Below are 25889 nucleotides of genomic sequence, written 5' to 3' on the forward strand. Positions count from 1 at the left end.
CAGCTGGCAATTATTGTTTTTTGACATCGGGTTACGGGGAAGCACGATGGTCGCCGCCGAGGCGATGGGCTAGAGCCACGCACCGTCGGCGTCGCAAAGGTCCTTGATGCTTCATACCCCCTCCTCCCCGCCTTCGATCATCCCTCCGCGTTCGACCCCGCGCTCGATCATCATCGTCGGCGGTGGCTTTGCCGGCGCCCTTACCGCGATCAAGCTGCTCGATCGTTCGACTGAGCCGCTGGCGATCACCATCATCGAACGCCGGGCCCAGCTTGGTCGTGGCGTTGCCTACGGCACCGCCGATCCGCAACATCTCGTCAACGGCGCGGCGCGCATCTTCTCGCTGCATCCGGAGGACCCCGATCACCTCGTTCGCTGGCTCGAGGCGAATGGGCCGGAGCACGGCTGGACGCCGCCCGAGGATGTCCATGACTCCAGCCCGCCGCGTTGGCTGTTCGGCAGTTATGTCCAGTCGGAACTGACCAGGGCTGTCAGGGAAGCAGATCCGCGTTCCTTGCTGCTCCACATCAAGGCATCCGCCGTCGACATGCTGACCGGTCCGTCCGGAGTCTGCGTCGGCACCAGCGACGGCCAGCAATTGCTGGCCGATGAGGCCGTGCTGGCGACAGGTGTTTTTCAGAGCGAGCCGTCGGCCACCGAAGCACCAATCATCAACGATCACCGCTATGTCGCAAATCCCTGGGATTCGGCAGCACTGGATCGGCTCGCTGGCAGCAGGCAATTGCTGCTGATCGGCTCGAGTCTCAGCATGGTCGACTTCGTCGCCAGCATGGAGGCGCGCGGCTTCAAGGGCAGCTATCGCGTCGTGTCGCGGCGCGGACAGATCGTCGAGCCTCGGCGCAATACCGAAGCGTGGCGCGATTTTCTTGCCGGGCGGCCGCTGCCGAAAACCACGAGGGCGCTTCTTGCCTTGGTAAAGGCCGAACGCCGGGCCATCGAGGCCGCCGGGCTGGACTGGCAAGGGCTGCCTTTGACGATCCGGCCGTGGATCCTGGCTCTGTGGCAAGGCGCCACCGACAAGGAGCGCCTGAAGTTCGCACGCCATCTGCGCGCTTTCTGGGACGTCACCGCGCATCGAGCGGCGCCGCCGAGCTTTGAGCGCGTCGCACTGGCGCAAAGCCAAGGCCGTTGGGCGGGCGGCGCCGGACGGGTGCTGGCACTGCATCCGCGAGCCGGCGGCATTGTCGCCGAGATCCGCTGGCGCGATAGCGGCGCGGTCGAACGGCTGCGTTTCGACGGTGTCGTCAACTGCCGGGGCCATCAGGAGCATGACTGGCGGCGGATCGCCGATCCGTTTGTCCAGAGCCTGCTGGAGAACGGCATCGTCAGGCCGCATGCGACCGGGTTCGGCATCGACGCCACGCATGACGGCCAGGTGATTTCCGGCGACGGCAGGACCCACGGCAATCTGTTTGCCATCGGCCATCCGCTGCGCGGCGTCGCCTGGGAATCGAGTTCCATCGGCGAACAGCTGGCGCAAGCCATCGCCCTTGCCGGCCTTCTGGTCGGCTCCAGCCCAAGGCTGCGTGCTCTGGCCTGACCGTTCTGCACCTCAAGACAATAGAAACGAAAAGGGCCGCGTCGAGACGCGGCCCTTTTCTTGCTGATGTCCGCCGGGTTCAGGCGTTCGGATCGATATATGCGTCTGCGAAACTGGCCGACAGGCCTTCAGCACCCGGCGCGTAATTCTTGACGGTCTTGCGGGCAATGATGATGGTCGGCGGTGCGATCAGATTGATGATCGGCAACTCGTCGGCGATGATCTCCTGGAACCTGAAGAACAGCTGCTTGCGCTTGGCCTCGTCAAGCTCCACCGATGCGGCCTCCAGCAGCCGGTCGACCTCAGGGTTCTCGTAGTGCGCGCCGTTGGAGAATGGCAGTCCGATCTTGATGTTCTTCGACCAGTAGAGCCGTTGCGCACCGGCGCTCGGGTCGAAGATGTTGCCGCAGGATTCCGTCGACAGGTCCCAGGTGCGATCCGTGTAGATGGTTTTGACATAGGTGCCGAAGTCGAATTTCTGGATCTCGGCGTCGATGCCGATCTTGGCCAGTGCCTGTTTGAGGAAGTCGGCATAGCCCCACGGATTGTAGGGATTGTTGGTGAGCCTGAGCTTGAAGCGGATGCCGTCCGCTCCGCGCTTGAAGCCAGCCTCGTCGAGCAGTTTTTCCGACAGCGCCGTATCGACGGTCGCCGCCTTCACATCGGGATCGAAATACTTCTTGTTGACGACGCTGATCGGTGTCGGCGACACTTGGCCATAGCCGTAGAACACGATGGCATTGATCGCATCGAGATCGATGGCATGCGCGATTGCCTGACGGACCTTCTTCTCCTTCAGGATCGGGTTTTCCAGGTTGATGATCAGCTGGTGCAGCGGGCCGCTATAGGCAAAGACGGTGCTATCGACGACGAACTGCGGCAACGCCTTGAACCGCTCCAGATCGGCAAACGCCACCGGGTTCGGGCCGATGTCGACTTCACCCGTCTCGAGTGCCGCGGCGCGCGCGCCGGAATCGGTGATGAAGCGGAAGATGATCCGGTCGAGATAGGGTTTTGGCGCATCCCAATAGGTCGGGTTCTTCTCGACGATGATGTGGCTGCCCTTGACCCATTCCTTGAGCACGAACGGTCCACTGCCGATGATCTGCTCGAAGGACGGATCGTCCGCCGGCTTCAGCTTCTCGTAGATGTGCTTGGGCACGACGGGCGATTCCGTCGCGGCCAGCCCCGAGATCAGCGCGGCGGACGGTTTAGACAGTTTGATTTTCACCACATGCGGATCCGACGTGTCGACGTCGGTGACATTCTGGAAGGTGATGCGTCCACGCGGATGCGCTTCACGCAGCCGCGAGATCGAAAAGGCCACGTCTTGCGATGTCAAATCATGGCCGTCGCTGAATTTCACCCCCGGCCGCAGCTTGAAGACATATTCGAGCCCGTCATCGCTGATCGACCATTCGGTGGCCAGTTGCGGCCTTGGATTGAGGTCGTAGTCGTAGGCGAGCAGGCCGTCGAAAATCTTCGGCCCGATGGTGGCCGGTCCACCGGCGCTGGTGTTGATGGAAACGATCTGGTTGGGCTCGGGATAGTAGACGAAATTGAGCGTGCCGCCCGCCACCGGCTTGGCGTCTTCGGCAAAGGCCCCGGCAGGTAGGGCGGTACTCGCGCCGGCCAGCAGCAGGAACTGATTGAACAAGCGTCGGTTGATGGTCATGGTCGATACTCCGCGTTTGCGCGATTTGTCTTTATGGGGAAAAGTCGGGATCGGTGGTTTCACGCACCGATCCAAGGCAAGGCAATCCGAGCGCCTATGCGTTTGGCGCGAGCCAGATCTGCGCGAAGCTGTTGTTGATGCCTTGCGCTCCGGGTGCGAAATCCCTGACCTTCTTGTTGGCAACAATCTGGGCACCGGCCGCAACTAGGTCGACCGACACCACGTCGTCATGGATGATGTGCTGGAACTTGTACCAGAGCTCGCGCCGTTTCGTTTCGTCGGGCTCGATTGCGGCGGCTTCGAGGATCTGGTCGACCTCGGGGTTCGCATAGTGGCTGGCGTTGGAGAAGACGAGGCCGATCTTGAAATTCTTCGACCAGTAGGCGCGCTGGACGCCGAGCGTCGGATCAAAGGTGTTCGACAGCGACTCAACCACCAGGTCCCAGGCGCGGTCGGTGTAGACGGTCTTCAGGAACGTCGACAGATCGAGCTTCAGGATCTCGGCGTCGATGCCGACCACTGCCAGCGACTGCCTGATGAAATCGGCATAGGACGCCGGCAGGAACGCGTTGTAGGCGAGCCGGAGCTTAAAGCGCGTGCCGTCGGCGCCGCGCGGATGGCCGGCATCGTCGAGCAGTTTCTCCGCCAGTTTGGGGTCGGGTTCGCGCGCCTTGATGCTGGGGTCATACCATTTGGGCAGTGCCGTGCTGATGGGACTTGGCGATACCTGCGCATAGCCATAGAGCGCAATGTCGACCAGCTTCTGCAGGTCGATCGCGTGGGCGATGGCCAGACGCACGTCGCGCTTGGTCAGGATTTCGTTCTCGTAGTTGAAGAACAATTGCTGCTGCGGGCCGGAATAGGCATAGGTGTTGGTGTCGACGACCAAAGCGGGGTTGGCCTTCAGCCGCTCGATATCGGCCAGCGGCACGGGATTGGCGCCGATATCGATCTCGCCGGTTTCAAGAGCCGCCGAGCGTGCCGCCGGGTCGAGAATGACATGCAGCACGACGCGGTCGAGGTAAGGCCTTGGCGCATCCCAATAGTTCGGATTGCGATCGAAGATCAGATGGCTGCCGGGCACCCATTCCTTGAGAACGAAGGGGCCGGTGCCGATCGTCTGTTCCAGCTTGGGCTGTTCTGCCGGCTTGAACGTTTCGTAGACATGCTTCGGCACGATCGGTGATTCCGAACTGCTCAGCGCCGTGATCAGATAGGGCGCCGGCTTCGAAAGCACGACAATGGCGGTGTGCGGATCGGGCGTCTCGACCGCTGTCACGTTCTGGTAGGTGATGCGGCCGCGCGGATGCGCCTCCTTCAGCCGGAAGATGGTGAAGGCAACATCTTCCGAGGTGAAGTCCTTGCTGTCATGCCACTTGACACCCTGGCGCAGCTTGAAGGTGTAGCGCAGGCCGTCATCGCTGATCGACCACTCCGTGGCCAGCAGCGGTTTCGGGGTGAGGTCGTAGGCGAAATCAAGCAGGCCTTCATTCACCTTGGGGCCGATCGCCTGGCCGGTGCCCGACGAGGTGTTGATGGCGATCAGCGACGTCGGATCGGGATAGTAGGCCCAGTTGAGCGTGCCGCCCTGAACGGGCGTGCCTTCGGCTGCAAAGGAAAGGCCGGGCAATGCGAAACTCGCACCCCCAAGCAGCAAGAGCTGGTTGAAATGACGACGATTGACAGACATGGTCTTGGGCTCCGGAAAACGGATTGCATCCGGCGGCCGAACGCACTCCGGCGCCTCGACGCAATGATCCCTGCCGTCGCGCAAAACCGGAAGAATGATTTTCTATCGTCGGCCGAAAGCGCCGCTTTGCACGACTGGTTCATTCCAGGCCTGCGAAGCCGACCGACACCCAAATCGGTGCTGCCCGTCTTATTTCTACAAGAATAGTAGACATTGCGATTTTTTAGATTTCCGTTCCCGCTGGCGCGACGCTGCGGCAAACGAAATTTTCCGCCGCGCGCTTTGGCGCAAAGCCCGCCCTCGTCGCGCCGGGTCCGAACGTGTTGAATGCGCCTCATGGTTGATCTCATTCGCGCCAAACCGAGGAAGCTACGACCGACGCTGGCGAGACTTCCGCCGCTGACCTCGCTTCGCGCCTTTGTCGCAACCGCCCGCCACCTGAGCTTTACGCGAGCGGCGGAAGAACTCCATGTCACGCCCGCCGCCATCGGCCAGCAGATCCGCCTGCTGGAGGATCACCTGGGGCAACCGCTGTTCCAGCGCAACCGGGGCGAGCTTTTGCTGACCTCGGCCGGTCAGGCGCTGATGCCCGGGCTCACCGAGGCTTTCGACGTCGTTGTCGAATCGGTCGCGCGTATTTCCGGCGACGAGGAGGATGCGCCGATCAAGGTGTCGGTCGCGCCCTCCTTCGCCAGCAAATGGCTGATCCCGCGCCTCGACGCGCTGCGTGAGGCGGTGCCCGGACTCGAAGTACTGGTCGATGCATCGACAAGGCTTGCCGACTTTGCCAGCGAAGATATCGACTGTGTCATCCGCTACGGCTCGGGCGCCTATAGCGGCCTCATCACGGAACGGCTGTTCTCGGAAGCGGTGCTGCCTGTCTGCAGCCCCGAATTTGCCCGCACGCACGGCCTCTTCCGTGGACCGGAAGGGCTGCGTAACGCGCCGATCCTGCATGAGGACGGGCCGGAGCGCGATCCAAGTTGCCCCGACTGGAAGGGCTGGCTGCGATCCAACGGCCTGTCCGGCCGCCTTGTCGACGGCGGCATACGGCTTAGCCAGTCCTCGCTGGTACTCGACGCCGCGGTTGCCGGCAAGGGCATCGGTCTCGGCAAATTCCGACTGGCCGAGCCTGACCTTGCGGCAGGGCGGCTGGTCAGCCCTTTCGGCTCGCCGCAGCCGGTCGAGTTTTCCTATTACTTCGCGACGACGCCACACAAGGCGAAGCTCGCGACCGTCGAGCGCTTCCATGGCTGGCTGAAGGCTGAGGCGCGAAGGGTTGGCGCACTCGACTTCACACCGCCGGCAGCACTGCCGGCGCGCATCGCCATCGTTGCCGCCGAATAGCCTTGGCTATTTAAGCTTGAAGCCCAGCGCCTTGAGCGCATCACCCAGGCGATCACGGCCTTTCAGCGCCGCAGTGCTGCCGATGCGGTTCGACATCAGTTCGGTCCAGTCGACAACGGGCATCGACTGCTCTTGCTGAAAGGTGCGAAGCGTCAGGTTGTACGCTGCGAGATCGTCCTGATCGAAGCCTGACTGATAGCGCTCGCGATGCAGCACAACACGCTGCGGCAGTCTGGGCTTGATGTCGGTCGCAGCCAGGAGATCGGGACAGCCAACGGTCAGGCCGAACACCGCCACGGCTTCCGGCGGCAGGCCGAGCTCTTGCGCCACGGCCTCAGGATGATTGCGCATGGCGCCGATGTAGCAGGAGCCGAGCCCGAGCGCATCGATTGCCACCACGGCATTCTGCGCGGCAAGTGCTGCGTCGATCACGGCCAGCAGAAAACTCTCCTGATAATCGAGCCCCTCGCCCGCCCGGCTGTTTGCCTCGGCAATGGCGCGCAGCCGTGACAGGTCGGCCAGCCAAACCAGCAGCAACGGCGCCTGCTCGATATGGCGATTGACCGCCGCCAGTCCGGCAAGCCGCGCCTTGCGCGCCGGATCCTCGACGGCGATGACGCTCCACGCCTGCAGATTGGACGAGGTCGGCGCCGACTGGGCGGCAGCGATGATCAGTTCGAGCGTCCCTTCGGGCAGAGGCCTGGCGAGATAGTTGCGGACCGAGCGATGTGAAAGGATCGCCTCGAGGGCTTCGTTCCAGTTTGCAGTGTTCGCCTCTTGCGGCGCCCGGTAACGCCGCCTTAGTGCTGCTTCACCGCGCAGGTCGGCGTCGGAAGGGCGGATGCTGAAAGCGGCCGGCTGTGGCATTGTCGTCCCTATTTGGCGATCTGGCTCGTTCGGTGTTCTGACAACCCCACGTCATTCAACAAACGCGGCTTGGACCCTATTGCGCAATAGCGGGAGCAACTGGTCGCCTTGCCGCTTGATCTCGGAAAGATACGGCGTGTCCGAGAGCACGAAATGCGTGATGCCCAGATCCCGGTACTTGCCGAGCGAACTGGCCACGTCGGCGGCCGAGCCGACCAGCCAGGTGGTGCCGGCGCCGCCGCCGCCATATTTGCCCGGCGCAGTGTAGAGATTGTCGTCCAGCACCTCGCCGCGCGTGTGCAGATCGAGCAGACGCTGCTGGCCTACCGCTACCGCCCGACCATGATCATTCCAGCCGGCGCCCTGGCCCTTTGCCATTTCGGCGACCTTCGCCTCGGCGTCCGTCCAGGCCTGCCCGGTGGTGTCGCGGACCAGCGTGGTGACCCGAAACCCGAATTGTAGAGGTGGGAGGTCCCGGTCAAGTTCCCGGCTCAAGGCCTTGAGCCGCTCGATCCGCTCCCGGACGCCGTCGAGCGGCTCGCCCCACAACAGCTGGACATCGGCCTCGCTGGCCGAGACGCGCTCGGCCGCCTCCGACGCGCCGCCGAAATAGAGCCTGGGATGGCGACGGTTTCCACGGACAGGGATGCGGGGCATGACGGTAGACCCGGTGACCTTGAAGTGCTCGCCGGCAAAGGTGACGTTCTCTTCGGTCCAAAGTCTGCGAACCAGCCGCATGAACTCTCTGGTGCGGGCATAGCGATGGTTCTGCTCGCCTTCGCTGTCGCCATAGGCAGCGAGGTTGTCCTTGCCCGACACTATGTTGATACGCACGCGACCGCGGGTCAGCTGGTCGAGCGTGGCGACCGCGGATGCGAAGTGCGCTGGCCGCCAGTAACCCGGGCGGATCGCGATGAGCGGCTCGAAGGAGGTGGTCCGCGCGGCGAGCGCGGCGGCGACGGTAAACGTGTCGGGCCGGCCCCAGCCGGTACCGATCAGCGCGCCCTTCCAGCCGTGTTCCTCAAGCGCCTTTGCGTGGCTGGTCAGCGTCTCCAGGCTGTTGTGGTCCTCGACGGCCGGCTCGCCGCGGTGACCGGGATCGACCTGGTTCGGGATGTACCAGAGAAATTCGGGATCAGCGCTCATTGTCGGGCCTGTATTTTTGTCGGGCGTGGAGGTCAATGGCGGTACCTTCCGCGCCGTTATCGTTTGATGATCGTTCAATGGGTGGCCCCGAGCAACCCTGACGCCTTGTGCGGCTGCGGCGCGAAACGGCTTTCAGGCCTGATAAGGCCGAGATGGTCGCGCAGCGTGCGCCCTTCATAGTCGCTGCGAAACAGGCCGCGCCGGCGCAGGATCGGCACGACCGTATCGACAAAGACTTCCAGCCCGGTCGGCAGCACGTCAGGCATCAGGTTGAAGCCATCGGCGGCGCCGGCGACAAACCATCTTTCGATATCGTCGGCGATCTGCTCCGGCGTGCCGACAACGGTGCGGTGGCCGGTACTGCCGTTGAGCGCCCGGATCAGTTGGCGAACGGTGAAATCGTTGTTGCGGGCAAGTGCCAGCGTGGCCTTGAAGAAGGTGTGGCCGCCGTTGGGCGGCAGCGGGATGACGTCAGGCAGCTTCTCGTCGAGCCTCAGCCGCTCGCGGTCGATGCCGAGCACGCCCGACAGCCGCGTCAGGCTGTAGTCGAGCGGGATGCGGTCCCACAGTTCTTCCTGCCGCCGCTCCGCTTCCGCCTCGGTGCTGCCGATGATGGTGGCCAGACCGGCGAGGTTGAGCGGCACGCCGCCGCTTCTGCCATAGGCGACAGCCCGGGCCTTCAGCTCCTTTGCGTAGGCGAGCGCCTCCTCGAACGATTGCGACGCGGAAAACACCGCTTCGGCGTGGCGCGCGGCGAGCTCCTTGCCGTCATCGGAACCGCCGGCCTGGATGACCACCGGATGCCCTTGCGGCGAGCGCGGCACATTGTGCGGCCCATGCACCGAAAAATGCGCGCCCTCGTGCTCGATGGCGTGAACCTTGGCGGCATCGACGAAGCGCCCACTGGCGACGTCGCCGATGAAGGCATCGTCCTCCCAGCTGTCCCACAGCGCCTTGACGATTTCGGTGAATTCGGCGGCCCGCTCGTAGCGCCGGCCATGATCTATCGCGCCGGTCAGGCCGAAATTGCGGGCCGAGGCGGGATCGGCCGTGGTCACGATGTTCCAGCCGATGCGCCCGCCGCTGACATGGTCGAGCGTCGCGAAACGACGGGCGATGTTGTAGGGCTCGTTGAAGCTGGTCGATGCCGTCGCAATCAGGCCGATGCGCTCGGTCGCGGCGGCTATCGTCGCCAGCACGATGGTCGGTTCCAGCGATGTAATCGGCCGATAGTCGATGCGATCCGAAATTGCCGCCTGATCGGCAAGGAATATAGCGTCGAGCTTGGCGCGCTCGGCGATCTTCGCCACCTGCACATAGTGGTCGACGGTGAAGGCGGCATAGGGGTCGACCCCGTCCATCCGCCATGCCGCCGGCGAGAAGCCGGCGTGCAGGATGTTGACATTGAGGTGGAGCTGCCGGCCGCTCATCGAAAGACGCCGGGCTCGGGATAGGCGCCGGTCAGATACCAGGTGCCGACGGTGCGGGCCTTGTATTCGGCGGGGTTGTGCAAGGTGTGGATGCGCGCATTGCGCCAGAAACGGTCGAAGCCGTATTTGCGCACCGCCGAGCGCGCGCCCATCACCTCGAAGATCTCGGTGGTGACTTCGAGCGCGACATTGCCGGCCAGCACGTTGGCCGCGGCAACTGCAACCGCCGCTTCCCCGCGCTCTTGCTCGGTCAATGCCTTGCCGCGCGCGATCGCATGATCGATCGCCGCCGCAGCGCGATCAGCCAGCACTGTTGCCGCGCGCGTTTTGACCAAAAGCTCGCCATACTGCCGCTTGATCCATGGATCGTCGATGTGGCGCTCGACGCCGGAATACATCCACGGTCGCGAGCTGTTGAGCGTGTAGTCGCGTGCCGCTAGCAGTGCGCCCTGGGCGGTGCCGATGAAGACATTGAGCAGCACGCTTTGCTGCTGCAGCGGGCCGATGGTGCGGATCGGCAGCGACGCGTCCACCCAGCCGCGCACCAGTTCGTTGTCATGGACCCTAACATCCTTGTAGGCGACCTTGCCACTGCCGGTCTGCGTCTGGCCGATGCCATCCCAGTCGTCGAGAATGGTGATGCCCTCACGATCCGCGGGGATGGCCGCGAACTTCCGCTCGCCGCTGACCTCGTCTTCCCAGGAGGTCGAAAGATAGTCGGCGACATGCGAGCCGGAGGCGAAGGGCTTGAAGCCGCTGACGATCGTCCACTCGCCATCCTTGCGGCCGAACAGCGTCTTGGAAAAGCTGTTGCCGGTGTTGCCCCAGAACCAGTCGCCCGCAGCCGAACGCCGCAGCAGATCGGCTGAGCGCGGTTCGTCCGAATTGAGCCTTGCGGCGATCAGCGCGCTGAAATGGTAGCCGTAGATGTGGCCGATCGAGCCGTCGACCTTGGCGAACTCGCGGCCGATCTTCAGCGCCGTCGAATAGGGTTCGCCGGCGCCGCCGAATTCCTTGGGAATGACGATACTGAGCAGGCCGCTCTCCTTGAGCAGGCGGATCTGTTCAACGGGCCTGCCGCCAAGCTGGTCGCGCTCGACCGCGTCGCGGGCAAAGATGTCGCGCAGCTCGACCGCCTTGGCGACCCATGGATTGGAGGTATCGGGATCGAAGCTCATCAGGTCACTCATGCAGATGCGGGAAGCCGTGGCGCTCGGCAAGCAGCGCAAGAATGCGCCTTGTGTCGTCGGCAAAGACCTTGCCCTTCGCGGTCGGTAGGTCGGCTGGCGGATCACCGCCGACGACCAGCACCGGCAGCGACTGGTGGCGTTCGCCGAGCGTATCGATCACCTTACCCCTCGGCCTTGCGAACGGCACGCGCTCGACGTCCAGCCTGGCGGCAAGATCGGGAAAGGCTGCGAGCAGCCCTTCGACCTTGTTGGAATAGGGGCAGACGAAGGTCTGGCCCGGATGCTTTGGGTCGGCGAAACCCGGCTGGATGAGAAAGAGCGTGTCTCGCGCCATCGGCTCATTCCTATTCCGCCGCCGCAGCGGCATGCCGCGAAAAACGGTTTGCCGGCCGCTTCAGGCCGAGATTGTCGCGCAAGGTCCTGCCCTCATACTCCCGACGGAACAGGCCACGGCGGCGCAGTTCCGGCACCACCAACTCGATGAAATCCTTCAAGCCGCCGGGCATGATCGGCGCCATGATGTTGAAGCCGTCGGCGCCGTAATTCTCAAAGCGCTCTTCGATCGTGTCGGCGATCTGTTGTGGCGTGCCGACCACCTGCCAGTGGCCGCGAGCGCCGGCGATGCGCAAATAGAGCTGCCGGATCGTCAGCTTCTCGCGCCGCGCCAGATCGATGACCAGCGCCTGCCGGCTCTTGCCGGCATTGGTCTCCGGCAGTTCCGGCACCGGCCCGTCGAGCGGATAGGCGGTCAGATCGAAGCCGCCGGCCAGCGCCGAGACCAGACCGAGGCCCACTTCCGGCTGGATGAGATCCTGCAGCTGTTCGAACTTTTCCTGCGCCTCGGCTTCGCTGCGGCCGACGACCGGAAAGATGCCTGGCAGGATTTTCAGATCATCCTCTGAACGGCCGTACTTACCGAGCCTGCCCTTGACGTCGGCATAGAAGGCGGTGGCTTCATCGAGCGTGATCTGCGCGGCGAAAATCGCTTCCGCGGTGCGCGCCGCCAGCTCCTTGCCGGGGCCGGACGCGCCCGCCTGGACGACGACCGGATGGCCTTGCGGCGTGCGCGGCGTGTTCAGCGGACCGCGCACCTCGAAGTGCTGGCCCTTGTGGTTCAGCACATGCAGCTTCTCCTTGTCGAAATAGCGCCCGCTCACTTTGTCGCGCGGGAAGGCATCATCCTCCCAGCTGTCCCACAGCCCAAGCACGACATCGGCGAATTCCTCGGCGCGATCGTAGCGGTCGCCGTGCTGGATATACGTATCGTGGCCGAAATTGAATGCCGCATCCGGATCGGACGAGGTGACGAGGTTCCAGCCGGCGCGCCCGCCGCTCAGATGGTCGAGCGACGCGAACTGGCGGGCCAGATTGTAGGGATCGGAATAGCTGGTCGAACCCGTGGCGATCAGGCCGATGTTGGTGGTCACCGCCGACAGCGCCGACAGCAGCGTGATGGGCTCGAACGGATAGACGCCGCTATGCGCCTTGCGGCTGGCAGCCTCGAGATTGCTCAGCCGCGCCGCGACGCCATCGGCAAAGAAGATCGCATCGAATTTGGCCGCTTCCGCGAGCCTGGCCAGTTCGACATAGTCGCCGAGGCTGGTCCCCTCGGCCGCCTGTGGATGGCGCCATGCCGCCACATGGTGGCCGGTGAAGAGAAGAAACGCTCCAAGCTTGAGCTTGTCCTTGCGCCTGGCCATTTTCTCCTCAGCGATACAACCCGCCGACCGGGAATTCCCCGGTCAGCAACCAGGTGCCGATGGTGCGCTTCTTGTATTCGGCCGGGTTGTGCAGCGTGTGCGTGCGCACATTGCGCCAGAACCTGTCGTAGCCATTGGCCTTGGTGGCCGAGCGGGCGCCCATCACCTCGAAAACCTCGCTCGATGCGTCGAGACCGATTTGCCCGGCATAGACATTGGCGGTGGCAAGGTCGATCGCCGTCTGTCCGCGCTGCTCCAGGGTCAAGGCCTCGCCCTTGCCATAGGCGGCATCGAGGCTGCGCGCCGCCACATCGGCGAGTTCGGCGGCAGCCAGCGTGCGGATATAGAGATCGCCATATTTGCGCTGAACGAACGGATCGTCGGTGTGGTTCTCATAGCCGGAATAGACCCAGGGTCGCGATTGCGAGACCGTATAGTCGCGGCCTTCGCTCAGCGCTCCTTGCGCGCTGCCGACGAAGAGGTTGAGCAGGACCGCCTGCTGGAAGAGTGAAATCAGCGTCTGGAACGGCGTCAGCGGCACGGCGGGCGAGCCGATCAGTTCGTCATCACCGATATGCACATCCTTGAACGTGACTTTACCGGAACCCGTCTGCCGCTGGCCGACGCCATCCCAGTCATCCTCGATGACGATACCTTCACGATCGGCCGGGATCGCAGCTGCCAGGCGGTCCTGGCCGTCTTCCCATGCCACCTGGATATAGTCGGCGATGTGCGAGCCGGAAGAGAACGGCCGGAAGCCGTTCAGGATCCAGCCCGAGCCGTTGCGCCTGGCCGTAGAGGTCTTCGACATGGCATTGCCGGAATTGCCCCAGACCCAGTTCTCGCGGGCCGAGCGTGTCAGCAGTTGGTCCTTCTGCGCGTCCGTACCGCGAAATAACACGCCGTTGAGCGGCAGATGATGGTAGCCGTAGAGATGGGCTAGCGAACCATCGGTGCGGGCAAATTCGCGCACGACGCGCAGCACCGACAGCCAGGGCGCGCCCTTGCCGCCATAGTTTTTGGGAATCTGCGCCGACGGCAGTCCACTTTCCTTGAGCAGGCGGATCTGCTCGACCGGTCGTCCACCAGCCTTGTCGCGCGCCACCGCATCGCGATCGAAGATGGTGCGCAGCTCGACCGCCGTGGCGACGAACGGGTCGGAAAGGTCAGGGCTGAAGGTCATCGGCGTTTGTCCATGGAAATGCGTCTATTCCGCCGCAATGGTCTGTGCCGGTCGCCAGACGGCAGAGGCGTAGGCCTCCTCCCCGAACTCGGCCGGATGGCTGCCGGTTATCCGGCTCTCATGGCTGTCGAGATCGGCAAGGAAGAGATCGCGGCTGATGCGGGCGACGACAGCCGGCACGTCGCGCCTGATAGAGGGAACATCGCCGATCGGCAGGCCGAAACTGACGAAGCCGCCTGGATTGAAGACGTGGATGTTCCTCAGGAACGGCGCCTCCCCCAGCGCTTTCTCGAGGAATTCATGGCCGAGGCCGAGATAGGGATGGGCGCCGAAAAATTCATCCAGTTCGCCTTCCGCCGGCGCGTATTGGTCACGCCACAGCCGGATCGAGGCGGCGAAATTGCTAAATTCCGGCTTGCGCGTCGGGTCGGCGAAATAGCCGGTGCCGGCGATGACGAAGTCGAAAGCGAACGTCTCGGCGCCGATGTCGGTGACGACCTTGCCGCCGTCGATATCCGCATTCGTCCAGGGGGCACCGAGATGCAGGTGGAAATTCTTGTGCCGCACTACCCGCTCCACGGCATCGGGCGGTGGCGTCGAACCGGCCTCGCGGAAGCGCAGTGCCTGGCGCCAGCGCACCGGATCGGGCAAGCGCGGATAGTTGTCATAGGCGCCGGGATAACCCCGCACGCGGTTGATCGGCACGCTGGCGATACTGGTGCGCCGCGCGAACAGGCGCACCGATTGCGCGCCGGCCTCAAGGGCTGTCCCCGCCGCATCGAATGCCGAAGCCGCCGACCCGACGACAGCGACCGCTTTGCCCTTGAGCGAGGCAAAATCGATTGCTGCAGAACTGTGTGCGACAAAGCCCTGGGGCAGAGCAGCGGGCACCGCCGGTATCATTGGACCGCCGCTGCCGCCAAAGCCATTGGCCAGAATGATCTTCCGCGCCGTTTCGATCAATGGCGTGCCGCCGGCATCGAGGTGGAGGCGAAGATACCCGTCAGCCGGCTCGATGCGAAGGAGACGCGTGCCGTAGCGAATGCCAATGCCGAGAAAGTCGCGATACCATTTCAGGTAATTCGCCCAATCCGTCCGCGCGATGCGGTCGAAGCCTGCATAGGCTTCGGCACCATGGCGCGCTTCGTACCAGGATTGAAAGCTCAGGCCCGGCAGGCCGAGTTCCGGTCCCGGCAGGCCCTTTGGTGTTCGCAGCCGGTTCATCCGCGCATGCGTGAGCCAGATGCCGGCCTTGCCCTCATCCGGCGCCGCATCGATGACCGTGACCTTGCCGATGCCGGCCCGCCTCAACGCGAAGGCGAAGGTCGCGCCCGTCTGCCCGCCGCCAACGACAAAGACATTGTGGTCGATGCCCTCCCGATCCGGCACCCAATTTTGCGGATCGGGACCGATCAGTCGAAGTGTTTCGCGGGCGTCGTGATCTGGATCGGACGGTAAGGCCATTTCGGTCCTGGCTGAAGTTCAAGCGTTACACCAAACTCCGCCCCGGTCGGCAAACAGTCCAGAAATGTCTGCTTTGATTGCCCGGTAGTTTTTTTCACTTGCATCCAACGGCACAATCGGAGCGTCACCGGGCTGCTGCCGGATATTCGGCACCACCTGCAATCCGTGATGACAAGCGAACAATTGGCGCGCAGGGCTGACATAATCTGAACGCTCGGTTGCCCGCGTCGATTCCGCTGCAATTCTTGCCCGTTGAAAGGAGTACGCTGCGTTTCCGACACTTCACCCAAGTAGGGGTCGAGCCCACGTGTGTAAAAACGCGTCATGCACCCGAAAGGAGACCTCGAGGACTTCGATTGGTGGCGGCTCTCACCACGCCTTGAGCTGCACCGGCGTCAAGTACACGGCGCCGTCGCGGTCGCGATTGAGATCTATTTCAAAGCACGACCGATGGAAAACGATGCGGTTGGGGACATTACCGATTACCATTCTCATGATTTCCTCAGCCTTTACCTGTCCGGGCTGGGTAAGAGAATTCTGTCGGAATTGGCTGCCAGATCCGCACAGATCAACCGAACTGGCAAGCGCATTTTGAGACTGCGGCCGAGTTCAGAACCCGCCTAATTGCACGTCGTTGCCGCCGATTGCCGCAGGCATCCTTGCAGGGTATTTCGAACCCAGGGGGCTTGAGCTAGGTGTGACAGTGCCATCAACGAGACGGAGAAAATTGACGAACGGGCCCCAAAACCATTTTGCCCAGAAGCCATAGATTTACCCGATAACGCTCAACTCAAACTCAAATAATTAGGCGTAAGGTATTGATATATAATAAACTGGTGGTGCTGGCAGTCATTGGCGAACCAGTCTCTGTCTGATTTTCCCTGTTAGCCGCCGAAAAACAGCGAATTTCGGCGATTTTCCGCGCTCAAGGCGAATTTGCGCCGGAATCTCGGCGCAGATTCAATGCCTTAGTAAGGGATTCCCTGCGCGGGCTAACAGCGAAATGATCGTGGCCCAACAGGGAAATCCAAACAGAACGGCGCTTCAACTTGAACGTTCTGGCGATGTAGATGCCGGGGGCGTTTGCGAGATCTGGCAGAGACGTCGCCGTGCTCGATCTAGCCGGTTGGATACTCATTTGCCTCGAAGACATGATGATGAACGCGCCCAGTGAACATCTTCAGCAATTCCCCCGTCACGTCGCGGCTTTGAAATCTCACATCCGACTGAAGCGCCCGGTTGCAGGTGTCCATGTCGGGATAGCGAATGGCGAGAGCCATTGCGTAGACGGGAGCACCCTCGTCACGCGCGGTACCATCCAGGACGCGAACCTCTTGCGCCCCGGGAAATTGCGTCCACAGCGGCACCAGCTTCTCCTTGACAAAGTGCCGGAATTCGTTCTCACGCCCGGCATGGATTTCACCTTCGAAGAGGGCGTAGCGGATGATCATGTTGAAGTTCCTGATTGTCTGCATGGATGAGGGCGCATCGGTGATGCGCCCTCCTCGGTGGCCTATTTGCCCCAGATTTTCTTGTACTGATCGCGGTAGCCATTCTCCGGGTCGAAGGCGTTCTTCGGGCCGCCGTCGAACTCGACATTGTCGGCCGTCACCACATGCAGCGGCGACAGATAGCCCGACCATTTTTCACCGGCGATGGCGCGGTTCAGCTCGTCAACCAATTGCCAGCCCTGCAAGTTGAGCGGTTCGGCGACCGTGACCTTCTGGAACTGCCCGGCGCGGATGCGCTGATAGGCCGATTCCGAACCGTCGCCGGCGGCTACATTGATCGGCGCGTCGGTGCCGGCCTTGCCGGCAGCGGCAAGCGATGGTCCCATGAAGTCGAAATAGAGGTCGTTAATCGCCAGCGAATGCGTCCAGGCATCGCCGTATTTCTGCAAGAGCGAGGTGGTCAGCTGCGGCATGCGCTGCGAGGTCTCGGCGATCGGGGTGTCGACATATTCGAGCACCTTGCCGCCGAGCCGCTCGATTTCGGCCTTCATCTTGTCGGCCTTGGCGATGGCTATGGCGTAGGTCGAATCGGTGAAGATGACGACGCCGGGTTTGCCCTTGGCGTCGGCATAGGCCCAGTCGGCCGCAGCCGTCGAGACCTGCATGGCGTCGGTCGAGACGTTGGCGAACACGCCGCTCTTTTCGTCGGGTCCGATCACCGGTCCGGCATGCCAGGAAACCAGCGGGATTCCGGCGGCCTTCGCCTGTTCCAGCGCCGGCGCCTGCTCAATGGCGTCGAAACCGTTGATGACGATGCCATTCGGCTTCAGAGCCATCGCCTGGCCGAAGGCGGCGGTGCGGCCACCGATCGAGCCGGCGCCGTCGATCACCTTGACCTCCCAGCCAATCGCCTTGGCGGCTTCCTCGACGCCGGTGGTGACGCCCAGAATGCCGCCATTCTTGAGGTCGCCGGCGAGCACGACGATCGTCTTGCCCGGCTGGGCCTTCGGACCGGTGGCCGGGCCGTCCCAGGCGGTGACCTTCTGGGCATATTTTTCGACCACCGCCATGGCGTCGGCCATCGCGTCCGCCCGTGCCTGGCCGGCGAACAGGACCGGAGCAGCGATTGTGATGGCCATCAAGGCGATGGATGATTTTAGAAATGTTCTGCGTTGCATGTTGGTACCTCCCTTGGTTTCAAAAATTGTCTGGTCTTCCGGAACTCGATTTCGGGCGCCAAGTCACTGGCTGATTTGCCCAGCCACCGGGCCCAAACCGGCTGGATGCGCGTTGACATAGATGGAATAAAGCGACGTCTGGGCGGTGATGTAGAGCCGGTTGCGCTTCGGACCGCCGAAGCACAAATTGGAGACGATTTCGGGAACCAGGATGCGCCCGATCAGCGTCCCGTCCGGCGCGTAGACGCGAACCGCATCGGCACTGGAGGCCCAGATGTTGCCATCGCGATCGACGCGGAAGCCGTCGAAAAATCCTGCCTCGCATTCGGCGAGCGTGCCGTGCGACCGCAGCGAGCGTCCGTCCGCGGCGACATCATAGGTCTTGATCGCCCGCGGCAGGCCCTGAACATGGCTTGCGCCAGTATCCGACACGTAGAGGATGGTCTCGTCGGGCGAAAAGGCCAGCCCGTTCGGCTGCACCAGATCAGTGATGACGACACCCACCTCGCAGGTTGCTTCGTTGAACCGGTAGACATGGGACCCGCCGATCTCTGGTCGGGCAATCATGCCTTCATAGTGGCTGTCGATGCCGTACACGGGGTCGGTGAACCAGATCGTCCCATCGGATTTGACCACCACGTCATTCGGTGAATTGAACCGCTTGCCGTCGATGACTTCGACAAGCGACTGCCATCGCCCATCATGCTCAAGCCGGGAGATGCGTCGACCGCGATGGTCGCAAGCGACGACGCGGCCTTCACGATCGAGCGTATGGCCGTTCTGATTGTTGCAATGGGTTTCGAAGACACTGACCGAGCCGTCGCTTTCGTCGTAGCGCAGCAACCGGTCGTTCGGGATATCCGACCACAGCAAATGCCTTGCCGCCGGAACATAGACCGGTCCTTCCGCCCAGCGGCTCCCGGTCCACAGCCGTTCGAGCTTGGCATGCCCGATCGTCAGCTTTCGGAACCGGTCGTCCAGAATCTCGTAGTCGCTCATTCCACTATTCCCGGATGGGTTCGGCTGGTCACTTCGAGGGCTGCGTTGCGGTCTTGGTCCTGGCCCTGTTCGCCGCGCCGCGCTTGCGTTGGGCGTAACCGGCAATGCCGATGGCGACGAGCAGCGTCACGCCGTTGAACAGCGGTTCGACGAAGAACGAGCCACCGAACTGCTGGATGCCGGAAATGCCGACCGCCAGGATGACAACGCCGGTCATCGTGCCCCAGACATTGACGCGTCCGGGCTTGATGGTGGTCGAACCGAGAAAGGCGCCGACGAGCGCCGGCAGCAGATATTCCAGCCCGACGCTGGCCTGGCCGATGCGCAGCTTAGAGGCGAGCAGCACGCCTGTCAGCGCCGTCAGGAAGCCCGACGAGATGAAGGCACCGATGACGAAGCGGCGCACCGGAATGCCGTTCAGAGCCGCAGCCTTCGGGTTGGCGCCGATGGCATAGACGTAGCGGCCGATCGGCAGATATTCGAGGATGATCCAGAGTGCTGCGGCGATCGCCAGCACATAAAGGCCGGTGATAGGCAGCCCGAATACCATCGTGCCATTGAGGGCGTAAAAGCCGTTGGGCAGCACGCCGACCACTTGCCGGCCGCCGGTGTGCCAGAGCGCCAGCGCATAGAGCACGGTGCCGGTGCCGAGCGTGGCGATGAAAGAGTCGATGCGGGCAACTTCGACCAGTAGTCCGTTGAGGAAGCCGGTCGCAGCGCCGAGAAGCAGCACGATGATCACCGCCAGCGGCCACGGAACGCCGAACATGGTCTGCAGGCTGATGGCGAGAATGTGCCACAGCACGATGCCGTAGCCAACGGTGAGGTCGATGCGGCCAGAAGCCATCGGGATCATCGCCGCCAGCGACAGCAGCGCGATGATTGCTTTGTCGGAGATGATCGAGCGCAAATTGAGCAGGGTTGGAAAGGTGTTTGGCAGCAGGATCGAAAACAAAAGGATCAGCAGCGCCGTCAGGATCACCAGCCCGTAGACCGGCAGCAGCCGGATGATTTTCTGCCCCAACGACAAGCCTGCCATTTCGCCACGGGTCGGTTCGAGTGCGCTGGATTCGATCGATTGCATGAGGTTCGCTCCCAGAAAGATCAGGCGGCTTCCGAAGCCGATGCCGCGGTGATCACGGCGGATGTGGTCAGGTCGTTGCTGGTGAGTTCGCGCACGATCTGTCCGCGTGAAAACACCAGGGCGCGGTGGCAGATATGGGCGATCTCCTCGAAATCGGTCGACACCACGACGACGGCGAGGCCGGCTTCAAGTGCGCGGCCGATCAGCCGGTAGATCTCGGCCTTGGCGCCGACGTCGACGCCGGCGGTCGGGTCTTCGGCGATCAGCAACTTTCGGTCGGTGTGCAGCCAGCGGCCGACAATCACCTTCTGCTGGTTGCCGCCGGACAGTGCTTCGATCGGCAGGTTAGGATCGTTGGGGCGAAGCCCGACCGTCCCGCCGATCTCACGCGCCAGCGCCGCCTCCTTGTAGGGCGCCAAAAACGAGAACAGGCCACGCTTACCGGCGCCGGGATTGAGAAAACTGTTTTCGCGGATCGACAAGGAGGCTGCTATCAATTCCTCGGTCCGGTCGCGTGCGATGAGGCCGACGCCGGCCGACATTGCCGCGATCGGGCTCGACAGGTCGGGCACAACGCCATTGATCGTCACCGAGCCGGAGAAAACCTGACACCCGAACAGCGTCCGACCAACCAGTTCCTGCCCGGCGCCGCGAAGGCCGACCAGACCGAGCAGCTCACCCTTGCGCACGTCGAAAGAGACAGGGCCGGCACCGGCGCAGACCAGGTCACGGACCGTGCACACCGTTTCGCCGGCCTGCGTCTGAGCCTTGCTGAAAACCTGGTTCACCGGGCGACCAACGATCATCTCGACAAGTTCGTCCGGGCTGGTATCGGCGACTCTCTTCTGGCCGACCAGCCTGCCGTCGCGCAGCACGGCGACCCGGTCGGCGATGCGGAAGATCTCGTCGAGCCGATGCGAAACGTAGATCATACCGACACCGCGTTGCTTGAGCGGGCGGATGGCGTCGAACAGCCGCTCGACTTCGTCAGCGGGAAGACTGGCTGTCGGCTCGTCGAGCACCAGCACATCGGCCTCGGTGGCCAGGGCGCGGGCGATGGCAACCAGCGACTTTTCGGTGCGCGTCAGATCCTGAACGCGTGTCGTCGGATCGAAATCGCATCCGACCAGCTTGAGCGCCTCACGCGCTCTCGCCTCGGTCGATCGCCAGTCGATGAGCCCCGAGCGGAGCGAAAAGCCTTGGGCCAAGCCGACATTCTCGCCGACCGTCATCCATTCGATGAGACCGAGATCCTGATGGATGAAGGCGACGGGCTGGCGGTGGTTCGGCTGCGGCGGACGATGGTGATAGGGCTCGCCGCGAAACAGGATGCTGCCGCCGTCCGGCCGGTGGATGCCGGCGAGCGTCTTGATCAGTGTCGACTTGCCGGCGCCGTTCTCGCCAAGCAGCGCCAGGATCTCGCCCTTGTGCAGATCGAGCGACACGTCGGAGATCGCGCGGGTGCCGCCGAACTCCTTGGTAATCGACTTGAACTCGATCAGTTTTTCCTCGGTCACAATGCGTTCCTCCCAAGATCGCCCCAATGATGTTATCGATAACATTTCTAAGCGTCAAGCGACGACGAAAATTCAGGCCAGCCAATCAACTGGTCTTGCCGTCGAGCAGAAGCATCATCTCAGCCGAATCCCTTGGCCCCAGCCCTGCGGCGCAAAGCAGACGGTGGATCTCTACCACCTGCCCGGTCATTGGCATCGGCGTCTTGGTTTTCAGCGCGAAGGCCTGCAGCGAATCCAGATCCTTCAGCATATTATCGATGCGGCCGGTCGGCGAAAAATCGCGGGCAGCGAATTTTGCCATGAACTCCTGCATAATGCTGGAGTCGGCCCGCCCGCCCTTGAGTGCCGCGGGGATTGCCTTCGCATCGACGCCGCCGGCCTCAGCAAGCTTGACCGCTTCGGCGACGGCCTGAAACAGCACCGCGCAGAAGAGCTGGTTGATCAGCTTGGTCGTCTGGCCTGCCCCGCTCGGTCCCATCAAGGTGTAGTTGGCGCAGAGATGCTGCATCACCGTGCGCGCGTGTTCGAAGTCTGCCGCCTCACCGCCCGCCATAACGGTCAGCCGGCCGGCCAGCGCGCCGGGAACGCCGCCCGAAAGCGGGCAGTCGAGCCATCTCATGCCGGTCTCGGCAGACAGCTTCCCGGCCATCTGCGCGGTGTCGACAGGATCGATCGAAGACATGTCGATCAGCAGCTTTTCCGACGACGCCGCAGCCGCCACACCACCATCGCCAAACACCACCGAACGCACGATATTGGCATGGTTGAGACTGAGGATGACGAAGCTGCTCTCCCGCGTTGCTTCGGCAACCGACACGGCCGCAGCCGCACCCTTTGCAGTCAGCGCTGCAACCTTGACCTTGTCCAGATCGAACACCGTCACGGCTAGCCCAGTCTCGATCAGGCGGGTGGCGATCGCCGACCCCATGATGCCGGCGCCGACAACGGCGACTTTTGTTGGTTGCGTCATTTCAACGTGCCTTTTTCCTTGATCCCGGCAGGGTCGACCCCAAGTGCACCCAGGCCCTGCAACACTCTATCGGCAATCGTGTCGACAGGCGCGTCGATGTCCACTGTGACCACCAGCGGCTCGTCGCCTGGATGCTCCAGGGTGGCGAACTGGCTGTCGAGCAGCGCCGGTGGAAAGAAGTGGCCGCGGCGCGCGGCTAGCCTGGCTTGCAGCAGCGAATGCGACCCCTCCAGGAATACGAAAACCAGCGACTCGCCCGCCGCATCGCGAAGCCTATCGCGATAGGGTTTCTTCAACGCGGAACAGCTGACGACTAGCCCGCGACCCTCCTCACGAGCCTGGCGCAAGGCTGCGCCGACCAGATCCAGCCAAGGCAATCGATCGCAGTCTGCAAGCGGTATGCCCGCCGACATCTTTTCGACATTGCTGCGCGGATGCAGCGTATCGCCTTCAACGAAGGCAAGGCCAAGCCGCGCGGCGATCTCGACGCCAACTTTGGTCTTGCCGCAGCCGCTGACACCCATCACGACGATGAGCGCGGGTTCAAAGGCAGGTCGTGATGCCACCGTCGACATAGAGCGTGTGTCCATTGACAAAGGATGAGGCCGGTCCCGACAGAAAGATCGCCGCGCCGACCAATTCGCCGACATCGCCCCAACGACCCGCCGGTGTGCGGTTGGTCAGCCACGCCGAAAATTCGGGATTGTCGACCAGCGCCTGGTTGAGCGGCGTCTTGAAGTAACCCGGCGCGATGGAATTGATCTGCAAGCCATGCTTCGCCCAATCGGCACACATGCCGCGCGTCAGGTTGCGCACAGCGCCTTTCGTGGCCGTATAGGGCGCGATGTTCGTCCGTGCCAGTTCGCTTTGCACCGAGGCGATGTTGATGATCTTGCCGCGCCGCCGCAGGATCATGTGCCGCGCCACCGCTTGTCCCACGAAGAACACGCTGGAGATGTTGGTGCGCAAGAGTTCCTCCCATTTGTCAGCGGGGAAATCCTCGAGCGGCATTCGGAACTGCATGCCGGCATTGTTGATAAGGATATCGATGGCGCCGATAGTCGCCTCGATCTCCGCGACGCCGTTCGCCACCGCTGCATGATCAGTGACGTCGAAGACGGCGCTATGGGCCTTATGTCCCTTCGCTGTCAGTGCATCCGCAGCCGTTTTCATTTTTTCGGCGCTGCGTCCGTTGAGCACGATTTCGGCGCCGTGCTGCGCCAACCCCTCGGCCAGCGCCAGGCCGATCCCTTGCCCCGAGCCGGTGACCAGCGCCCGCATGCCGGTCAAATCGAACAACGAACTGCCCAAACGCTCCTCCTGAGCAATGTTTCCTGGAGCGGCCACGATTTCCAACGCACCTGCCGCCAGTCCCTATTGACATGAATGTTATCGATAACATAGTCAATTGGAAAAATGCACAGGAGATGACGCCGTGACCGACATTTTGATGACAGGTCCCTATCCGGATTGGGACATGGGAGATCTTGAAGCGAAATATCGCGTCCATAAACTTTGGCAGTCCGAGGACAAGGACGCGCTGCTCTCAAGCCACGCCGGCGCGATCCGCGCCATAGCTACGCGCGGCGAGCTTGGCGCAAGTGCTGCGCTGATGGCGAAGCTGCCGCAGCTTGAAATCGTTTCCTGCTACGGCGTAGGCACCGACGCCATCGACCTTGCCTATGCCAAGGCGAATGGCATTCGTGTCACCAATACACCTGATGTCCTAACCGAGGACGTAGCCGATATCGGCATCGGGCTGCTGCTCGCCGTGGCGCGAAAAATCCCGCAGGCCGACGCCTACGTGCGCGATGGAAGCTGGCGCAAGGGCAATATGGGGCTGGTCACGCGTGTCTGTGGAAAAAGGCTGGGCATTGTCGGCATGGGCCGCGTCGGTGCGGCGGTGGCGAAGCGCGCCGCTGCATTCGACTGCACGATTTCTTATTTCGACAACCGCAAGCGCGACGATCTTCCTTATACGTTCGTCAGCGATCTGCTCGAACTGGCGAGCGATAGCGAATTTCTGATCGTAACGCTCGCCGGCGGCGAAAGCACGAAACACATGATTAATGCGTCGATGCTGGCAGCGCTCGGAGCAGACGGTATTGTCATAAACATTTCGCGCGGCAGCACGATCGACGAGATTGCGTTGCTCGCGGCCCTGGAATCCAGTGCCATAAAGGGTGCCGGGCTCGACGTGTTCTGGAACGAGCCAACCATCGACGAGCGCTTCCTGAAGCTTGCCAACGTCGTGCTGCAACCGCACCACGCCAGCGGCACGGTGGAGACCCGCAAGGCCATGGGTCAGCTCGTTCGCGACAATCTCGCGGCCCATTTCGGCGGACAGGCCTTGCTGACACCGGTCGTCTGAGAAAGGATCCCATCATGAAGTCGATCGTCATCCATGCGGCAAAAGACCTGCGGGTCGAGGAGACCGATCCGGGCTCCCCTGGCGACGGACAGGTCGAGATCGCAGTCGAAGCCGGCGGCATCTGCGGCTCGGACCTGCACTACTACAATCATGGCGGCTTCGGCGCGATCCGCCTGCGCGAACCGATGATCCTCGGCCACGAAGTCGCTGGCACGGTGAAAGCCGTGGGCAGCGGCGTTTCCGCGTTTGCCATTGGTGACCGCGTCGCGATCTCGCCCAGCCGTCCCTGCAATACCTGCCGCTACTGTCTGCAAGGCATGCAGAACCAGTGCCTCAACATGCGCTTCTATGGCAGTGCCATGCCGATGCCGCATATACAGGGCGCGTTCCGCCAGCGCCTTGTCGCCGAGGCGTGGCAGTGCCACAAAATCGCCGACCATATCTCCATCAACGAGGCCGCTTTCGCCGAGCCTTTTGCGGTTACGCTGCATGCCATGAACCGCGCCGGCTCGCTGCTCGGCAAGCGGGTTCTGGTCACCGGCAGCGGGCCGATCGGCGCGCTTTGCATCCTTGCCGCACGCGTCCACGGCGCGCGCGAGATCGTCGTCACCGATGTCATAGACGCCGTGCTGGCCAAGGCCCTGGAGATCGGCGCCGACCGTACGATCAATGTCGCGACCAATGGCGAAAAGCTCGCCGCTTACAATGTCGACAAGGGCAGTTTCGATGTGATGCTCGAGGCCTCCGGCAACGAGCGCGCTGTGCGTGCAGGGCTCGATGTGATCAAGCCGCGCGGCGTGCTCATACAGCTCGGTCTCGGCGGCGATCTGTCGATCCCGCAGAACCTCATCGTCGCCAAAGAGATCGAGATGCGCGGCACTTTTCGTTTCCACGACGAGTTCGCCCTAGCGGTCGACCTGATCAATCACCGCCGGGTGGATGTCAAACCACTGCTGACCGGCATCTATCCTCTCGACGAGGCTGTCGCGGCTTTCGACATCGCCGGTGACCGAAACAAATCCATGAAGGTTCAGATCGCGTTCTGAAGATCCTTCGGTTGCGCTGG

22 protein-coding genes are annotated in these 25889 nt (G+C 62.8%); 4 read left to right on the forward strand and 18 right to left on the reverse strand.

Annotation, left to right across the window (positions count from 1 at the left end; translation table 11 throughout):
• Positions 1-106 precede the first annotated feature (106 nt).
• Positions 107-1561, forward strand: coding sequence for an FAD/NAD(P)-binding protein (locus ACYG9V_RS26490; RefSeq protein WP_352765563.1), 1455 nt, complete (start codon positions 107-109; stop codon positions 1559-1561).
• A gap of 79 nt (positions 1562-1640) precedes the next feature.
• Here ACYG9V_RS26490 and ACYG9V_RS26495 read toward each other — a convergent pair whose 3' ends face one another.
• The gene (locus tag ACYG9V_RS26495) at positions 1641-3236 is read right to left on the reverse strand and encodes an ABC transporter substrate-binding protein (protein WP_352765565.1); all 1596 of its coding nucleotides are present in this window, start codon (positions 3234-3236) and stop codon (positions 1641-1643) included.
• A 94-nt stretch (positions 3237-3330) separates the two neighbouring features.
• The gene (locus ACYG9V_RS26500; RefSeq protein WP_023824720.1) at positions 3331-4926 is read right to left on the reverse strand and encodes an ABC transporter substrate-binding protein; all 1596 of its coding nucleotides are present in this window, start codon (positions 4924-4926) and stop codon (positions 3331-3333) included.
• A gap of 336 nt (positions 4927-5262) precedes the next feature.
• Between ACYG9V_RS26500 and gcvA the strand changes: the two genes are divergently transcribed.
• The gene (gene gcvA / locus ACYG9V_RS26505; protein ID WP_352723180.1) at positions 5263-6273 is read left to right on the forward strand and encodes a transcriptional regulator GcvA; all 1011 of its coding nucleotides are present in this window, start codon (positions 5263-5265) and stop codon (positions 6271-6273) included.
• A 6-nt stretch (positions 6274-6279) separates the two neighbouring features.
• Here gcvA and ACYG9V_RS26510 read toward each other — a convergent pair whose 3' ends face one another.
• From ACYG9V_RS26510 to ACYG9V_RS26585, 16 genes are all read right to left on the reverse strand, one after another.
• Positions 6280-7140, reverse strand: coding sequence for an NADPH-dependent oxidoreductase (locus ACYG9V_RS26510; protein WP_023701135.1), 861 nt, complete (start codon positions 7138-7140; stop codon positions 6280-6282).
• A gap of 51 nt (positions 7141-7191) precedes the next feature.
• The gene (locus tag ACYG9V_RS26515; protein WP_352765568.1) at positions 7192-8286 is read right to left on the reverse strand and encodes an LLM class flavin-dependent oxidoreductase; all 1095 of its coding nucleotides are present in this window, start codon (positions 8284-8286) and stop codon (positions 7192-7194) included.
• Positions 8287-8360: 74 nt separating this feature from the next.
• Positions 8361-9716: an LLM class flavin-dependent oxidoreductase gene (locus ACYG9V_RS26520; RefSeq protein WP_023830925.1), complete on the reverse strand. Its 1356-nt coding sequence runs from the start codon at positions 9714-9716 to the stop codon at positions 8361-8363.
• Entirely contained in the window at positions 9713-10894 is a 1182-nt protein-coding gene (locus tag ACYG9V_RS26525; protein WP_023830926.1) for an acyl-CoA dehydrogenase family protein, read from the reverse strand. The genes ACYG9V_RS26520 and ACYG9V_RS26525 overlap by 4 nt, the downstream gene beginning before the upstream one ends.
• 4 nt (positions 10895-10898) lie before the next feature.
• The gene (locus ACYG9V_RS26530; RefSeq protein WP_023727409.1) at positions 10899-11240 is read right to left on the reverse strand and encodes a DUF3088 domain-containing protein; all 342 of its coding nucleotides are present in this window, start codon (positions 11238-11240) and stop codon (positions 10899-10901) included.
• Between the two features lie 10 nt (positions 11241-11250).
• The gene (locus tag ACYG9V_RS26535) at positions 11251-12606 is read right to left on the reverse strand and encodes an LLM class flavin-dependent oxidoreductase (protein WP_352765570.1); all 1356 of its coding nucleotides are present in this window, start codon (positions 12604-12606) and stop codon (positions 11251-11253) included.
• A 7-nt stretch (positions 12607-12613) separates the two neighbouring features.
• On the reverse strand, positions 12614-13789 hold the full coding sequence (locus ACYG9V_RS26540) for an acyl-CoA dehydrogenase family protein (RefSeq protein ID WP_023670851.1): 1176 nt from the start codon (positions 13787-13789) through the stop codon (positions 12614-12616).
• Between the two features lie 24 nt (positions 13790-13813).
• Positions 13814-15253 (reverse strand): NAD(P)/FAD-dependent oxidoreductase, encoded by a 1440-nt coding sequence (locus ACYG9V_RS26545; RefSeq protein WP_352765572.1) that lies wholly within the window; start codon positions 15251-15253, stop codon positions 13814-13816.
• Positions 15254-16371: 1118 nt separating this feature from the next.
• On the reverse strand, positions 16372-16704 hold the full coding sequence (locus ACYG9V_RS26550; RefSeq protein ID WP_023716370.1) for a hypothetical protein: 333 nt from the start codon (positions 16702-16704) through the stop codon (positions 16372-16374).
• A gap of 62 nt (positions 16705-16766) precedes the next feature.
• Entirely contained in the window at positions 16767-17843 is a 1077-nt protein-coding gene (locus ACYG9V_RS26555; protein WP_373432856.1) for an ABC transporter substrate-binding protein, read from the reverse strand.
• Between the two features lie 102 nt (positions 17844-17945).
• The gene (locus ACYG9V_RS26560) at positions 17946-18881 is read right to left on the reverse strand and encodes an SMP-30/gluconolactonase/LRE family protein (protein ID WP_023716368.1); all 936 of its coding nucleotides are present in this window, start codon (positions 18879-18881) and stop codon (positions 17946-17948) included.
• A 28-nt stretch (positions 18882-18909) separates the two neighbouring features.
• Positions 18910-19965 carry an ABC transporter permease gene (locus tag ACYG9V_RS26565; protein ID WP_023716367.1) on the reverse strand — a complete coding sequence of 352 codons (1056 nt, stop codon included), beginning with the start codon at positions 19963-19965 and terminating at the stop codon, positions 18910-18912.
• A gap of 20 nt (positions 19966-19985) precedes the next feature.
• Positions 19986-21482, reverse strand: coding sequence for a sugar ABC transporter ATP-binding protein (locus ACYG9V_RS26570; protein WP_460222039.1), 1497 nt, complete (start codon positions 21480-21482; stop codon positions 19986-19988).
• Positions 21483-21567: 85 nt separating this feature from the next.
• Complete coding sequence (locus tag ACYG9V_RS26575; RefSeq protein WP_023731657.1) at positions 21568-22452, reverse strand: NAD(P)-dependent oxidoreductase; 885 nt, start codon at positions 22450-22452, stop codon at positions 21568-21570.
• The gene (locus tag ACYG9V_RS26580; protein ID WP_023716364.1) at positions 22449-23027 is read right to left on the reverse strand and encodes a gluconokinase; all 579 of its coding nucleotides are present in this window, start codon (positions 23025-23027) and stop codon (positions 22449-22451) included. The genes ACYG9V_RS26575 and ACYG9V_RS26580 overlap by 4 nt, the downstream gene beginning before the upstream one ends.
• The gene (locus ACYG9V_RS26585) at positions 22996-23733 is read right to left on the reverse strand and encodes an SDR family oxidoreductase (RefSeq protein ID WP_031198706.1); all 738 of its coding nucleotides are present in this window, start codon (positions 23731-23733) and stop codon (positions 22996-22998) included. Before ACYG9V_RS26585 ends, ACYG9V_RS26580 begins: the two co-directional genes overlap by 32 nt.
• A 169-nt stretch (positions 23734-23902) precedes the next feature.
• On the opposite strand from ACYG9V_RS26585, the gene ACYG9V_RS26590 reads away from it, so the two are divergent.
• Complete coding sequence (locus ACYG9V_RS26590; protein ID WP_031198705.1) at positions 23903-24823, forward strand: 2-hydroxyacid dehydrogenase; 921 nt, start codon at positions 23903-23905, stop codon at positions 24821-24823.
• A 14-nt stretch (positions 24824-24837) separates the two neighbouring features.
• Positions 24838-25869 (forward strand): L-idonate 5-dehydrogenase, encoded by a 1032-nt coding sequence (locus ACYG9V_RS26595; RefSeq protein WP_023716361.1) that lies wholly within the window; start codon positions 24838-24840, stop codon positions 25867-25869.
• Positions 25870-25889 lie beyond the last annotated feature (20 nt).

The organism is Mesorhizobium sp. W016, assembly GCF_054719485.1.